This window comes from Kitasatospora sp. NRRL B-11411, from assembly GCF_000721345.1.
Classification (GTDB): domain Bacteria; phylum Actinomycetota; class Actinomycetes; order Streptomycetales; family Streptomycetaceae; genus Kitasatospora; species Kitasatospora cineracea.
Genome location: NZ_JOGH01000100.1, coordinates 34,046 through 47,882, shown reverse-complemented (window position 1 = coordinate 47,882; position 13,837 = coordinate 34,046). Strand labels below are relative to the sequence as shown.

Annotated in this window: 12 protein-coding genes; 6 read left to right on the top strand and 6 right to left on the bottom strand. The window is 75.2% G+C overall.

All coding sequences use genetic code 11. The features are described 5' to 3' along the window. A partial coding sequence (locus IH44_RS0130775) for a TetR/AcrR family transcriptional regulator (RefSeq protein ID WP_030463054.1) occupies window positions 1–442 on the bottom strand: 442 nt, incomplete at its 3' end. Window positions 443–513: 71 nt separating this feature from the next. Between IH44_RS0130775 and IH44_RS0130770 the strand changes: the two genes are divergently transcribed. Further along, window positions 514–1,545: a hypothetical protein gene (locus tag IH44_RS0130770; RefSeq protein WP_030463053.1), complete on the top strand. Its 1,032-nt coding sequence runs from the start codon at window positions 514–516 to the stop codon at window positions 1,543–1,545. Here IH44_RS0130770 and IH44_RS0130765 read toward each other — a convergent pair. The 4 genes from IH44_RS0130765 to IH44_RS0130750 form a co-directional block, all read right to left on the bottom strand. After that, complete coding sequence (locus IH44_RS0130765) at window positions 1,542–2,480, bottom strand: SAM-dependent methyltransferase (protein ID WP_081967233.1); 939 nt, start codon at window positions 2,478–2,480, stop codon at window positions 1,542–1,544. The two genes, IH44_RS0130770 and IH44_RS0130765, sit on opposite strands and share 4 nt — an antisense overlap. A 146-nt stretch (window positions 2,481–2,626) precedes the next feature. After that, complete coding sequence (locus tag IH44_RS0130760) at window positions 2,627–3,370, bottom strand: cysteine hydrolase family protein (protein ID WP_081967232.1); 744 nt, start codon at window positions 3,368–3,370, stop codon at window positions 2,627–2,629. Beyond that, window positions 3,367–4,575, bottom strand: a complete 1,209-nt coding sequence (locus IH44_RS0130755; RefSeq protein WP_081967231.1) for an isocitrate/isopropylmalate family dehydrogenase — start codon at window positions 4,573–4,575, stop codon at window positions 3,367–3,369. The genes IH44_RS0130760 and IH44_RS0130755 overlap by 4 nt, the downstream gene beginning before the upstream one ends. Window positions 4,576–4,821: 246 nt before the next feature. Then, the gene (locus IH44_RS0130750) at window positions 4,822–5,352 is read right to left on the bottom strand and encodes an EF-hand domain-containing protein (RefSeq protein WP_030463050.1); all 531 of its coding nucleotides are present in this window, start codon (window positions 5,350–5,352) and stop codon (window positions 4,822–4,824) included. A gap of 409 nt (window positions 5,353–5,761) precedes the next feature. Between IH44_RS0130750 and IH44_RS0130745 the strand changes: the two genes are divergently transcribed. Further along, window positions 5,762–7,201, top strand: coding sequence for a glyceraldehyde-3-phosphate dehydrogenase (locus IH44_RS0130745; protein ID WP_030463049.1), 1,440 nt, complete (start codon window positions 5,762–5,764; stop codon window positions 7,199–7,201). A gap of 96 nt (window positions 7,202–7,297) precedes the next feature. Here IH44_RS0130745 and IH44_RS0130740 read toward each other — a convergent pair whose 3' ends face one another. After that, on the bottom strand, window positions 7,298–7,930 hold the full coding sequence (locus tag IH44_RS0130740) for an ABATE domain-containing protein (protein ID WP_030463048.1): 633 nt from the start codon (window positions 7,928–7,930) through the stop codon (window positions 7,298–7,300). A 218-nt stretch (window positions 7,931–8,148) separates the two neighbouring features. On the opposite strand from IH44_RS0130740, the gene IH44_RS0130735 reads away from it, so the two are divergent. The 4 genes from IH44_RS0130735 (at window position 8,149) to IH44_RS0130720 (ending at window position 13,802) form a co-directional block, all read left to right on the top strand. After that, on the top strand, window positions 8,149–8,901 hold the full coding sequence (locus IH44_RS0130735) for an MBL fold metallo-hydrolase (RefSeq protein ID WP_030463047.1): 753 nt from the start codon (window positions 8,149–8,151) through the stop codon (window positions 8,899–8,901). Window positions 8,902–9,050: 149 nt separating this feature from the next. After that, the gene (locus tag IH44_RS0130730; RefSeq protein WP_030463046.1) at window positions 9,051–10,271 is read left to right on the top strand and encodes an MFS transporter; all 1,221 of its coding nucleotides are present in this window, start codon (window positions 9,051–9,053) and stop codon (window positions 10,269–10,271) included. Window positions 10,272–10,280: 9 nt separating this feature from the next. Further along, window positions 10,281–11,546 carry an HNH endonuclease signature motif containing protein gene (locus tag IH44_RS43245; RefSeq protein WP_030463045.1) on the top strand — a complete coding sequence of 422 codons (1,266 nt, stop codon included), beginning with the start codon at window positions 10,281–10,283 and terminating at the stop codon, window positions 11,544–11,546. Window positions 11,547–11,600: 54 nt separating this feature from the next. Beyond that, entirely contained in the window at window positions 11,601–13,802 is a 2,202-nt protein-coding gene (locus IH44_RS0130720; RefSeq protein WP_051817593.1) for a DEAD/DEAH box helicase, read from the top strand. Window positions 13,803–13,837: the final 35 nt, after the last annotated feature.

Genomic DNA, 13,837 nt, shown 5'->3' with positions numbered 1-13,837 from the left:
GGGGGGCGGTGGGGGAGGGGGGCAGGGCGGCGGCGAGGGCGGTTTCGACGCGTTCGCCGATCTCGCGCTCGCGGGCGCGCAGGGCGGGGCTGGCCTCGACGGTGCGGAAGAAGTCGGCCGCGCCGGGGCCGAGTCCGAGCGCCGGGTCGCCGCGTCCGAGGGCGGCGCACAGGTCGTCGCGGACGGCGGCGGCCGGGCAGCAGGCGCCCGGCGGCAGCGGGTCGACCAGGGCGGCGAGGTACTGCTCGACCTCGGACTGCCGGTCGAAGAACAGGTCCTCCTTGGTCGGGAAGTAGTTGAACACCGTGTTGGTGGACACCCCGGCGTGCCGGGCGACCTCGGCGACGGTGACCCGGTCGAAGCCGTGCGCCAGGAACAGCGGCAGTGCGGCGTCCGCGATCGCGGTGCGGGTCTGCCGCTTCTTGGTCTCACGAAGGCCCATGGCGCCCATCGTACGGAATGGTAGGGTCACTGAAAAATTGGAGTGACACCAAGATTTTCGAGGGGGCCGGAGTGGCGAGCACGACGGACAGCAGCAGCGGTGCCGGGTCGCGGCGGGAGTTCGGGTTCGGGATCTACCCGGGCGCGCTGCTCGGCGACGAGCACGGCATCGTCCACCCCGTCCGCCCCGACGACCCGGCCCGGCTGGCGGCGGCGCTCGACCTGCTGCAGGGCGCCGAACCCGGCTTCCGGATCCGGATCTACCGCTCCTTCGCCCGCACCGTCACCCCGCCGCCGCAGACCCCCGACGGCTGGGAGCCGTACCTGGAGCGGCCCGGGCGGCGGGTCGACCTGGTCCTCCAGTTCCGCGAACCGAGCGGCAGCCGGGACGGCTGGGAGGCGTACGTCCGCTCCCAGGTGCGGGAGTTCGGCGGACGGCTCGGCGCGGTGCAGGTCTGCGAGGAGCCCAACGCCGACCTGCCGGTGCTCGACGGCAGCGTCCCGGGCGTGCTGGAGGCGCTGGTGGCCGGGGTGGTCGCCGCCAAGGACGAGGTGCGCGCGCTCGGCCTGGACGCGGCCGTCGGCTTCAACGCCGTCCCCACCCTCGACCCGGCCGCGACCTTCTGGCCCGACCTGGGACGCCTCGCCGACCGGCGCTTCCTGGACGCGCTCGACTACGTCGGCCTGGACTGCTTCCCGGACGTCTTCCGCCCCGTCCCCGCCGAACGCCTCGCCGACGCCACCGCCTGGCTGCTGCACACCTTCCGGCACACCGACCTGCCCAAGGCCGGCATCCCGGCCGGGACGCCGATCCGGATCTGCGAGAACGGCTGGCCCACCGGCCCCGGCCGCCCCGAGGACGCCCAGGCCCGCGCCCTGGAGACGGTGATCCGCACCGTCGCCGACCGGGCCGGACCGCTCAACATCGACGGCTACGCCCTGTTCGCCCTGCGCGACGCGGACAGCTCCGGCGGGAGCCCGTTCCACCACTTCGGCCTGCTCCGCGACGACCACACGCCCAAGCCGGCCTTCGACACCTACCGCCGCCTGATCGCCGAACTCGGTCCGCGGCTGCGGGAGTCGACGCAGCCGGACAGGGCCTAGGGCAGCCGCACCACCGTCCTGGCCCCGGTGTGCTTGGTGCAGGTGACCCAGCGGTTGGCGGCCAGGGCGTCGTGCGGTTCGGGGCGCAGCCGGGAGGCGGGGGCGTGGTCGAAGGGGGAGCGGACGGTGGTGGCCCAGTCGAGGGCGGCGAGGGCGGCGGCGGTGTTCGGGCGGGGGCCCGGGGCGAAGAGGGCCAGCAGGTCGACGCCGAGGCGCTCGCGGGCGGCCGCGTAGACCGGGGCGGCCCGGACGGTGGCGGACTCCAGGCCGTTCTTGACCTCGTACGCCAGGGTGCTGCCCGGGGCGCTGAGGCCGTCCAGGGCGGTGGCGACGGCGAGTTCGCTCTCGGCGGGGAGGTAGAGGAAGAGCCCCTCGGCCAGCCAGGCGACCGGTTCGGCCGGGTCGAGCCCGGCGGCGGTCAGGGCGCCCGTCCAGTCGTCGCGCAGGTCGACCGGGACGGTGCGGCGGTCGGCGGCGGGGGCGGCGTCCAGGCCGTCCAGGACCCGCTGCTTGAAGCGGAGCACCTCGGGGCGGTCGAGTTCCCAGACGGTGGTGCCGGCCGGCCAGGGCAGCCGGTGGGCCCGGCTGTCCAGGCCGGCGCCGAGCAGGACGACCTGCCGGGTGCCGGCGGCGGTCGCGCCGAGCAGGTGGTCGTCCAGCACCCGGGTGCGCAGGGCGAAGTACGCGGCCAGCCGCTCCCACACCGGGTCGCCCGGGGCGACGCGGGCCGGGTCGTCCGGCCAGTCGGCGCAGCCGGGCGAGGCGCGGACGAAGTGGGCGGCGAACGGGTCGACGGCCAGCGCCTCGGCCCGGCGCGCCTCCAGCGCGCGGGCGTTGGCGACCAGCAGGGCGGTCCGGCCGACGCCGGCCTCCACCCCGGGGTCGGGGCGGGCGGTGCCGAGGGTGTCGAGGGTGGTGGTGCCGAGGGCGGTCACTGCTGGGCCGCCGTGGTCCCGAGGGTTCCGGGCATGGTTCTCTCGCAGGGGTAGGGGTGAAGGGGGAAAAGGGGAAAGCGGTGAAGCGGTGAAGGGGTGGAAGGGGGAAGCAGCGGAGCGGGGCGCCTGGGCGGGGGCGGGGGTGGTCACCGCCCGGTCGGCGTGGCCCCCGGCTGCTCCGCCGCACCGGCGGCCCGCGCGGCGGGCACGCCGTCCGCGTCCGCGTCCGCTCCGCCGGTGCCGGCTCCGACGGTCGGCGCGCCGGTGGTGAACTCGTCGGCGGAGAACGGCTGTTGCTGGTCCAGCCCGGTGATCCGCGCGCCGTACACCCGGCTCATGAAGCGCAGGATGTCGGCGTCCGCCAGGTGCAGGGCGGTGGTGCAGTCGCGCAGCACGGTGAGGTGGAAGCCGCGCTGGAAGGCGGTGCGGGCGGTGGAGTCCACGCAGACGTCGGTGAACAGGCCCGCCAGGACGAGGTGGTGGAGGCCGCGGCGGCGCAGGTGCGGTTCGAACTCCGGGTCCTGGAAGGCGTCGAAGCAGGCCGGTTTGGTGAACACCGCCTCGTCGGGCCGGGGCCGGACGCCGTGGAACTCGGCGCCCCAGCTGCCCTCCAGGCACTTGGGCCGCTTGCCGAGCCGGGCGTCCCGGCTGCGCCAGGCCGGGCCCTGGTGGGCGGGGTCGCCGAGGAAGCGGACGAACAGCACCTCGACGCCGCTCTCCCGGGCCAGGTGCACGGCCCGGACGCTGCCCTCGACGGCCCGGGCGAGCAGCGCGGGGTCGCCGGGGAAGCGGGCGGCGGCGACCTCGCCCGCGCAGAAGTCGTTCTGCAGGTCGACCACGACCAGCGCCGTCCCGGCGGGGGCCTGCGGGCGGGCGGCCGCGGAGCTCATCGGGCGGCCGCCGTCGCGGTGGCGTCCGTGGCGTCCGCAGCGCCCGCGGCGTCCTCGTCGGCGCGGAGGCCACCGGCAGGGCGGCCCTCGGCGGGGCGGATGCCCTGGTCGGCCCCGGCGGGACGGGTGTCCTCGACCGCTCCGGCCGGGCCCGGCACGAACGTTCCTGCAAGGGAGGCAAGGACGGCGTCGACCACCGCGGTGGTGCCGGCGGTCCCGCCGAGGTCGGGGGTGCGGGCCCCGGCGGCCTGCGCGGCGGCGATCGCGGCCTCGACGGCGGCCTCCGCGCCCGGGCAGTCGGCGTGCCGTTCGGCGATCCGGGCGGCGGCCCGGACGGTGGCGAGCGGGTTGACCAGGTCGCGGCCGGCCAGGTCGTCGGCCGAGCCGTGCACGGTCTGGTACTCGGGGAGCCCGTTCAGCTCGGGGTGCAGGTGGACGTTCTCGGTGCAGCGGTTCTCCTGCCGCTCCGAGCCGTAGCGGTCCAGCAGGACGACGTGCATGATGTCGGCCCACTCGTTCCCGGCGACCAGCAGGGTGCGGTCCGCGGGGCCGTGCGCGATCAGGTTGCGGTTGACCGTGTCGGGCTGGAACAGGGCGACGTCCAGGCCGAGTTCGGCGGACAGGCCCTGCGCCCAGTCGTCCAGCGCCCCGTCCAGCAGGTGGTACTTGTAGGCGAGTTGCACCCGAGCCGGGCCCTCGGCCCACAGTTCGCGGGCGCGGCGCACCGCGTAGCGCACCACCTGCTCGGTGACGTCGCGGCTGAACTCCATGGTGCGCACCACCTTGCCGGGGGTGTGCAGGTTCTCGCCGGTGTAGAAGCCCTGGGCCTGGTCGCGGACCAGCAGCAGCCGGGCGTCCCCGGCGGTGATCGGCTCGACCTTGACGGCGGCCAGCCGCTGCCGGACCAGGTACAGCGACTGGGCGTTGATCGCGGTGCGGAACACCGCCCGGGCCCCGGCGGCGGCCTGCTCGCGGCAGAACCGCTCGTAGTGCGCGGCGTCCTGCTCGGTGAGCGCGGCGATCTCCGCGGTGCCGGCGGCCTCGGCGCGCAGCGAGACGTACGAGTGGTAGGTCCGCGGCGACCGCTCCACCCGGACCTGCCGGCCGTGCAGCCGGGTGATCCGGTCGAGCACCCGCTCGAAGACGGGGGCGAGGTCCGGGCCGGTGCCGCGGCCGACGGCGAGGGCGATGAGGGGTGCGGTCACTGCGTGGCTCCTTGGGAGTGGTGCGGGAGGAGACGGCGGCCGGGCGGCGGCATGGCTGGGACCGGCGTCGGCGGGGCCGACGTCGGTGCGGGCTCTTTCGGCGGCCGGAGGGCCGGTGCCGTGGCGGGGCGGTGAGGTGTGTGGCGGTGCCGTGGCGGGACGGCGGTCGGTTCGGGTCGAACCGGGTCAGGACAGGTCGGACCAGGTCAGGACAGGTCGGACCGGGTCGAGTCGGGCTGGGTCAGGTCAGAAGGACTCCGGGACCAGGTGGTCGCCGGGGATGCCGACCTTCTCGGGCGAGTAGTAGTCGCGGATGCCCTCGGCCCACACGCCGACGGTGATCCGGTCCTCGGCGTCCGGGCCGAAGGCGTTGAACAGGGATTCGATGTTGGGCCTCTCGAAGCCGATGGCGGTCATCAGGGAGAGGAACCGGGGGCGCTCGATCAGGCCGTCCCCGTCCGGGTCGCCGAGCACGGCGAGCGCCTCGGCGAAGGCCGCGGCGGTGGCGCCGAACAGTTCGGTGTTCAGCACGAAGCCGCGGAACTCCTCCGGGCTGATCAGGCCGTCCCGGTTGGTGTCCAGGGTCTCCGACAGCACCTGCCAGTAGCGGCTGAGGCTGTCGGCGAGCGCCTGCCGGTCGGCGGCCGGCGAGTCCTCGGCGACCGTCAGCAGTCGCTCCGTCATGAGGTCGAAGTCCTCGGCGTCGAGTACCCCGTTCCCGTTGGTGTCGAACAGGGTGAACACCAGTGCGGCCCGCTGGAAGGCCTCATGTCCCATGGGTAGCTGTCCCGTCGCTCGCGGCGGGCCCGACCTGCTCGGCCTGGCCTCGGCCGGGAACTCCTACTCTGCCGGTAAACCCGGTCCGTTGTCCCGGAAACTGACAGCTCGTCACTCACGGGAGTGACTAATGTTACGCAAGTGATTATTGTCACGTGCTGTGACCGCGCAGGTGGGACCTGACGGGCCGTCATGTCCGGTGGTCCGTCCGGCCCAACCGGCCGCCGCCGCGCGGCGGTGTGGCCGCCGTCACGCCGACCAGGGCGTTCGGGGGCGGACCGCCGCGGGCCCGGGAGGGGACCGGCGCCGGGCGGGCCGGGAAGCCGAAGCTAGCATGGGGCGCGCCCCAGCTCGGCCAACCCTCAAAACCGGCCGACCCTCAGCTCGGCCCACCCTCGAAAGTTGAATTGTGACTGTCAACGACGACGTGTTCACGGACTGGAAGACCCGCGAGGAACTCGCGGAGACGATGATCCCGATCATCGGGCGGCTGCACCGCGAGCGGGACGTCACCATCCTGCTGCACAGCCGTTCCCTGGTGAACAAGTCGGTGGTCAGCATCCTGAAGACGCACCGCTTCGCCCGCCAGATCGCCGGCGAGGAACTCTCGATCACCGAGACCTTCCCCTTCCTCCAGGCCCTCGCCGCCCTCGACCTCGGCCCGTCCCAGATCGACCTGGGCCTGCTCGCCGAGGCCCACCGCGCCGACGACCGCGGCCTGTCCCCGGCGGAGTTCACCGCCGAAGCGGTGGCGGGCGCGACCGGCGCCAACAAGCTGGAGCGCCAGGCCCCGCGCGACGTGGTCCTCTACGGCTTCGGCCGGATCGGCCGCCTGCTCGCCCGCCTGCTGGTCGAGAAGGCCGGCGGCCTGCGGCTGCGCGCCATCGTGGTCCGCAACGGCGGCGGCGACGACCTGGTCAAGCGCGCCTCGCTGCTGCGCCGCGACTCCATCCACGGCCAGTTCCAGGGCACCATCACCGTGGACGAGGCGACCAACACCATCGTCGCCAACGGCAACGCGATCCAGGTGATCTACTCCAACGACCCCAGCGAGGTGGACTACACCGCGTACGGGATCGACAACGCCATCCTGATCGACAACACCGGCCGCTGGCGCGACCGCGAGGGCCTCTCCAAGCACCTGCGCCCCGGCATCGCCAAGGTCGTGCTGACCGCCCCCGGCAAGGGCGACGTCCCGAACATCGTGCACGGCGTCAACCACGACACCGTCAAGCCGGACGAGCAGATCATCTCCTGCGCGTCCTGCACCACCAACGCGATCGTGCCGCCGCTGAAGGCGATGAACGACGCGTACGGCGTGCTGCGCGGCCACGTGGAGACCGTCCACTCGTTCACCAACGACCAGAACCTGCTGGACAACTACCACAAGGCCGACCGCCGGGGCCGCTCCGCGCCGCTCAACATGGTGATCACCGAGACCGGCGCCGCCTCCGCCGTCGCCAAGGCGCTCCCGGAGCTCCAGGCGAAGATCACCGGCAGCTCGATCCGCGTCCCCGTGCCGGACGTCTCGATCGCCATCCTCAACCTGCAGTTGGCGCAGGAGACCACCCGCGAGGAGGTCCTGGAGCACCTGCGGGACGTCTCGCTGACCTCCCCGCTCAAGCGGCAGATCGACTTCATCGACTCGCCCGACGCGGTCTCCAGCGACTTCATCGGCTCCCGGCACGCCTCGATCGTGGACGCGGGCGCGACCAAGGTCGAGGGCGACAACGCGATCCTGTACCTGTGGTACGACAACGAGTTCGGTTACTCCTGCCAGGTCGTCCGGGTCGTCCAGCACGTCTCCGGCGTCGAGTACCCGACCTTCCCGGTCGCTGCCGCGCACTGACGCGCGAGGCCCGGGCACCGGTGCCCGGGAGCTGAACAGCGGACCCCGGTCGGCCTGCGGGCCGGCCGGGGTCCTCGCTTTCCCCCTGACGGGTCGTCAGTCCTGTTCCGCCGCGCGCTTCCTGGCGTAGGCGCGGGCCGCCCGGACCCGGTCGCCGCAGCGGGTCGAGCACCAGTGCCGGGCGGCGTGGGTGCGGACGTAGAACCGGGTGCACGGGGTGCCGCCGCAGCGGGCCAGCCGCTCGGCGTCCGGGCCGGTCAGCAGGTCGGCGGCGTCGGCGGCGAGCCGGGCCATCGCCCGGTCGGCGATCCGGTCGGCCGGGTGCGGCAGGCTGCGGTGCAGGCCCCGCTCGGCGTCCCAGCGCAGCAGCGGCACCGACGGGGCCGCGGTCAGCGCCCCGTTCACCGCCGCCAGCGCCCCGGCCGGGGCCGGCCGCCCGGCCACCGCGGCCTCCAGCAGCTCGCGCACCGCCTCCCGGAACGTCCGCAGCCGCGCCGTGCACGCCTCCCGCACCTGGCTCCCCTCCGGCGCGAGGTCGTGGGCCGTCAGCCACTCCGAGGTCGGGGCGGGTGCCGCCAGCAGGTCCAGCGGCCCGGCGGGGAGGGTCAGCAGCGAGTTGGCGAAGTCCAGCGCCGGGTGCTGCTCGGCCCCCGGCGCGGGCGGCGGGGCGGCGGGGGCGGCCGGGACGGCCGGGGCGGCCGGGCGGGTGCTGGTGGTGCGCTGGCTCATGTCCCTCATGGTAAAGGCCGGTGTTGGCCGTGAGGAGAGGTGTGCCGGTTGATATGTCGACTGGTCGATGCGTGGTGGGCGGACCGGCTGCGGCTGCGGCTGCGACCCTCCCGATCTCACGTTGAACCTTGCGTTTCTCCGTGAGGTGTCGCTAGATTCTCCTCACGGAGAAAAGCAACGGTTCCCCGTGAGGGAACTGACGATGCGTGAGGTGTGCCATGACCGCTGTCCCCGCTCTGCCCACCGTGCCCGTCCAGGTCTTCGGCGGCCCCACCGCCCTGATCGAGTACGGCGGCCTGCGCCTGCTGACCGACCCGACCTTCGACGCCCCCGGTGACTACCCGCGCGGCGACGGCCGGTTCCTCACCAAGACCCTCCCCGGCACCGTCGACCCCGCCGCCCTCGGGCCGGTCGACGCCGTCCTGCTCTCGCACGACGAGCACCCCGACAACCTCGACCACGGCGGCCGCGCCCTGCTCGCGGACGTCCCGCTCACCCTCACCACCCGCGGCGGAGCCGAACGGCTCGGCGGCACCGCCCGCGGCCTCGCCCCCTGGGAGCAGGTCGAGTTGGGGCCCGTCACCATCACGGCCGTGCCCGCCCAGCACGGCCCCGACGGCAGCGAACCGGTGGTCGGCGAGGTGATCGGCTTCGTCCTCACCGGCGACGGCCTGCCCGTCGTCTACGTCAGCGGTGACAACGCCTCGCTCGACGTCGTCCAGCGGATCGCCGACCGCGTCGGCCCCGTCGACACCGCCGTCCTGTTCGCCGGCGCCGCCCGCGTCGGCCTGTTCGACAACGCCCTGCTCACCCTCGACAGCACCCGCGCCGCCCGGGCCGCCCGCATCCTCGGCGCCCGCCGCGTCGTCCCCGTCCACTACGACAGCTGGGCCCACTTCACCGAAGGCCGCGAACCCCTCCTCGCCGCCTTCACCGAGGCCGGCCTCGCCGACGTCCTCGAACTGCGCTGACCCGCCCGCCCTGACCCGCCCGCCAGGATCCTCTCCGGTATACAACGGACAGTTGTGGCCATGGTGCCTGGTGGTTGTTTGACCTGCGGTTGTCCCGCTTGCTTGGCTCTCCCAGGTCAACGGAGGTTTGTGCGACGGGGAGCGGCCGGGTGGGCAGGAGAGCGCTGGGGCGGCAGTTCGGCTGGCTGTGGGCGTCGTACGCGGTCAGTGCGTACGGGTCCGGGCTGGGGTTCGGGGCGCTGCCGCTGATCGCGGTGCTGGTGCTGCATGCGGGGCCCGCCGAGGTGTCGGTGCTGTCGGCGGTGGGGCCGGCGGTGGGGGCGCTGGTCGCGGTGCCGCTGGCGCCCCGGGTGGAGTTCCGGCGCAAGCGGCCGGTGATGGTGGCGACGGACCTGGTCCGGTGCGCGGCGATGGCGAGCGTCCCGGCGGCCTACGCGTTCGGCCTGCTCGGCTTCGTCCAGCTGCTGCTGGTCTCGGTGCTGGTCGCCGCCGCCAAGATCGCGTTCAACGCGGCCGGCGGCGCCCACCTCAAGGCGCTGGTCCGGCCGGAGGACCTGCTGGTGGCCAACTCCCGGCTGGAGTCCACCAACTGGAGTGCGATCGCGGTCGGGCCGCCGCTCGGCGGGGCGGCGATCGGGCTGTTCGGGCCGGTGGTGACCGTGCTGGCCGACGCGGCCAGCTACCTGCTCTCCGCGCTCGGCCTCGCCGCGATCGGCGGCCGCGAGGCGCCGCCCCCGACCGCCCCGCCCGGCCGCGGCCGGACGGCCGGGCTGCTCGACGGCTGGCGGCACCTGCTGGGCGATCCCGAACTGCGGGCGCTGTACCTGAACAACCTGCTGGTCTCCGGCCTGATCATGGCCACCGAACCCCTGCTCGCCGTCCTCCTGCTGCGCCAACTCGCCTTCCCCCCTTGGCAGTACGCCCTCGCCTTCGCCGCCCCCTGCCTCGGCGGCCTGCTCGGCTCGCGGCTGGCGCCCCGGGTGGTGGCCCGCTACGGCCGCCCCGCGGTCTTCCGGACCGTCGGCGCCCTGCGCGCCGTCTGGCTGATCGGCCTGGCCTTCGTCCGGCCCGGCCTCCCCGGCCTGCTCACCGTGATCGCCGTCGAACTCGCCATCGTGGTGAACATGAGCCTCTACACCCCCGTCCTCGCCACCCACCGCCTCGAACGCACCCCCACCCACCTGCTCGCCCGCACCCTGACCGCCTGGTCGGTCGGCCAGCAGGCCGCCATCGCCGCCCTCACCGCCCTCGCCGGCCTGCTCGCCCACGCCACCACGCCCCGCACCGCCCTCGCCGCCATCGGCCTGCTCGTCCTCCCCACCCCCCTCCTGCTGCCCCGCCCGGCCCGCACCCCCGTCCCGGCCGGATAGCTTGACCGCATGCTTTCCGACACCAGGGGGACCGGCGCCGCGGACGACGGGGACCCGTGCGCGAGCGACCGCAGGGCGGAACACCGGGACTTCCTCGCCTTCGTCGGCAACTACCGCGAAACCTGGGCCCCGGACGGCGAGACGCTCCTCTTCGAGTGGGACGAGGAACGGCGCTACAGCGTCACGGTGGGGCTGTACGACGGACGCTTCCCCCGGGTCACCTTCCACCTCGGGCGGCTGAACCGCTCCGCCGCCCGGAAGCTGTTCGGTCGGCTGGAGCAGGTGCACAACGCGCTGAACGAGAAGACCGGCGCCGAACTGCGGCTGGACTTCCCGGAGGCCGTGACCTTCCTGTCGAAGCGCCCGGTGCTGTGGCCGACCGGCGCGACACCGGCGAGGGTCTACGCGCCGACCTGGGGGGCGGCCCGGCGGTGGGTCGGTGCGACGGTCGACGTGCTCACGGCGCACCTCCACGCGGTGGTGGACGCGGAGCGGGCACCGGTGCCGCCGGCGGTGCGGGCGGCACCGGTGAAGAAGGCCGTTGCCGTGAAGGCGGTCGGGAAGGTCGGGAAGAAGGCCGTCGCACCGCGCCCGCCCGTGCGGGTGGCGCTCCGGGCGGCGGCCCCCGCCCTCCCGGCCGTGCCCTCGGCGGCTCCGCCCCGCCGACCCGGACCGGAACAGGACGGTGGCGTCCCCGGAGCCGGCGCCCGGCCGGTGCCGCCGCCGAGGGAACCCGCCCGGGAACGGCCGCAGCCGGTGTGCCCGGTCTGCGAGGCGCCGGTGCGCAACGGGCTGATCCGGCACCGGCAGTGCGAGGGGCGCCGGCGTCCGGCCGGCGGGGAAGCGGCGGTGCCGCCGTCCCCGGCCGTGGGGGACGCCGCCGCCTACCGGGACCTGGTCGGCAAGGTCGAGGCGCGGGAGGCCGCCGTCCGCGGGCAGCGCCGGGCGGCCGTGCGGAACGCGCCGGTGCGGCTCCCGGAGGCCAGGGCCGCGGTGCTGCTGCGCAGCCGGGGGCGCTGCGAGAACCCGTCCTGCACCGGGGAGGTCGACGACGTGACCGACAGCGGTGACGCGATCCTGGAGGTCGACCACGTCGAGGAGATCGCCGGGGGCGGCCGGGACCACCCGGTGCAGATGATCGCGTTGTGCCCGAACTGCCACGCGAAGAAGAGCCGCGGTTCGCGCCGTGCGGAGCTCCGGGCCCTGCTGCTGGCGACGGCCCGGGAGGCCCACCGGCGGTGGCAGGACGGCGGCGCGGCCGGCCGGGACGACTGAGCGGGGTGCCCGCCGGTGCCCCGTGCGGGTGGGGTGACGGCGGGGGGTGCCAGGATGGGCGGGGCGGGTGAGTGCGAGGAGACGCAGGTGGCGGGACGGGGTGTGCGGTGGGCCCGGGAGGTTCTCGGGGCGGCCGGGCGGCAGCGGGCGGCGGCGCGGGCGCTGGTGGCGGACCACGCGGCGGCGGTCGGGGAGGTGGCGCAGGCGCACGGGCGGATCTTCGAGCGGCTGGTGCGGGCCGAGCTGGAGGCGATACCGGTCGAGCGGCTGAAGGACGTCACCGAGGGGCGGCTGCAGGTCGGCACGCTGCGCGGTGCCGGGTACGCCACCGTCGCGGCCGTGCACGGCGCGACCCGGCAGGACCTGCTGCGGATCCCGGGCATCGGCGGGCCCACCGCCGCCCAGCTGCTGGCGGCGGCCGGGCAGATCGCCACCGCCGTGCAGGAGGGCACCGCCGTCCGGCTGGACCCGGCGCACCCGGACGCGGAGGCCACCGCGCTGGTCGCCGCCCTGCACCGGCTGGTGCTGGCCGGGCCGGGGGCCCGGCGGGCCGCGGCCGAGGCCGCTGATCTGGACGCCCGGTACGAGGGGCCGCTGGCGGAGGCGAAGTACGCGCGGGGCCGGCTGCGCGGGCTGCTGGTGGGGGCGGAGAAGCGCGAACGGGCCTGGCGCGCCGTCGAGTTGCTGGCGGGAGAGGGGGAGCGGGCGGAGGCGGACGGGGTGGCGCTGCGGTTCGCCCAGGCGTCCGCGGACCTGCTGCGCCCGCCCGCGGGGGAGGTGGAGGCCTGGGTCGAGTTCGAGCACCGGGCCGCCGAGTTCTACGCCGAGCTGTCGGTGCTGGCCGAGGAGGGCCGGCTGGCCGGTCCGACCGCCACCGACGGCCGGGCCGCGGCCGAGGGCCACCTGCCGGACGGCCTGGCCGAGCAGGTGCGCGCGCAGCCCTTCGACGACCGGGGCTGCACCGTCTCGCTGCGCGGCTACCAGGCGTTCGGCGCCCGGTTCGCGCTGGCCCGGAAGAAGGTGGTGATCGGCGACGAGATGGGCCTGGGCAAGACCGTCCAGGCGCTGGCGGTGCTGGCCCACCTGGCGGCCGACGGGGGCCCGCACCGCTTCCTGGTGGTGTGCCCGGCCTCGGTGCTGGTCAACTGGCAGCGGGAGACCGCCGAGCGGACGGTGCTGGCCGCGCACCGCTACCACGGCCCGGGGCGGGAGGCCGCCCGGGAGCGCTGGCTGGCGGGCGGCGGCGTGCTGGTGGCGACGTACGAGTCGCTGCGCACGCTGGCCGCCGACCCGGTGGCCGCGCTGGTGGTCGACGAGGCGCACTTCGTGAAGAACCCGGCGGCCCGCCGCACCCAACTGGTCGCCGAGTGGGCGGGCCGCACCGGGCACGTGCTGTTCCTGACCGGCACCCCGATGGAGAACCGGGTCGAGGAGTTCCGCACCCTGATCGGCCACCTCCAGCCCGAGCTGCTCACCGACCTGCCGGCCGGCCTCGGCGCGCTCGGCCCGCTGGCCTTCCGGCGCGCCGTCGCCCCCGCCTACCTGCGCCGCAACCAGCAGGACGTGCTCACCGAACTCCCGGACGTGGTGCGGGTCGACGAGTGGGACGAGCTGTCCGGGCCGGACCGGGCCGCGTACGCCGCGGCCGTCGCCGAGGGCAACTTCATGGCGATGCGGCGCGCCGCGTACGCCGAGCCCGCGCACTCGGCGAAGCTGCGGCGGCTGCGCGAACTCGTCGCCGAGGCCGCCGAGTCGGGGCACAAGGTGGTGGTGTTCTCGTACTTCCGGGAGGTGCTCGCCGCCGTGCACGGGGCGCTCGGCGCCGCCGTCACCGGCACCGTCGCGGGTTCGCTGCCCGCGGAGGCCCGGCAGGAGCTGGTCGACGCGTTCACCGCGGCGGCCGGGCACGCGGTGCTGCTCTGCCAGATCCAGGCGGGCGGGATCGGCCTCAACCTGCAGGCCGCCAGCGTGGTGGTGCTGTGCGAGCCGCAGCTCAAGCCGACCCTGGAGGACCAGGCGGTGGCCCGCGCCCAGCGGATGGGCCAGGTCCGCCGGGTCCGGGTGCACCGGCTGCTGGCCACCGACAGCCTGGACCGCCGGCTGGTCGAACTCCTCAAGGGCAAGGCCGAGTTGTTCGACCGGTACGCCCGCCGCAGCGACCTCGCCGAGGCCGCCCCCGAGGCCGTCGACGTCTCGGACCGGGCGCTCGCGGTGCGGATCGTCGAGGACGAGCAGCTGCGGCTGGCCGGCGGGTAGCGGGCGGGGCGGCCCAAAACCCTTGGCGGGAAAGC